This window comes from Vibrio sp. 1249-1 (genome assembly GCF_033340495.1).
This window is the reverse complement of the sequence record NZ_JAWOWJ010000685.1, coordinates 1-643: the sequence shown is the minus strand read 5'-3', so window position 1 is coordinate 643 and position 643 is coordinate 1. Positions and strand designations below refer to the sequence as shown.

Genomic DNA, 643 nt, shown 5'->3' with positions numbered 1-643 from the left:
ACACTCAGCAAAAAGCAGTTGGTTGAAACGCGCCGCAACATTGGCATGATCTTCCAGCACTTCAATCTGCTTTCGTCTCGTACTGTGTTTGATAACGTGGCTCTACCACTGGAACTGGCTGGCAAAGACAAATCGCAAATCACAACAAAAGTAACTGAGTTGCTAAAGCTCGTTGGCTTAGCGGACAAGCACGAAAGCTATCCGTCCAACCTAAGTGGCGGTCAAAAACAACGTGTGGCTATTGCTCGTGCATTGGCATCCGACCCAAGCGTACTGTTGTGTGACGAAGCCACCAGCGCACTGGATCCTGCAACAACTCAATCCATCCTTGAGCTATTAAAAGAAATCAACCGCAAACTCAACATCACGATTCTACTGATCACCCACGAAATGGAAGTGGTAAAAAGCATCTGTCACGAAGTGGCGATCATCGGTGGTGGTGAATTGGTTGAGAAAGGCACGGTTGGCGATATTTTTGCGCACCCGAAAACGGAACTGGCTCACGAGTTCATTCGTTCCACATTGGATCTTTCCATTCCAGAAGATTACCAAGCGCGTTTGCAACCAAATCGCGTTGAAGGCAGCTACCCTCTTGTCCGTATGGAATTTACTGGCGCAACCGTAGATGCACCGTTGATGTCGC

General features: G+C 48.4%; 1 protein-coding gene. It reads left to right on the top strand.

Annotated elements, in window-relative coordinates; all coding sequences use genetic code 11:
* A partial coding sequence (locus R7Z50_RS28345; RefSeq protein ID WP_318149864.1) for an ATP-binding cassette domain-containing protein occupies positions 1-643 on the top strand: 643 nt, incomplete at both ends.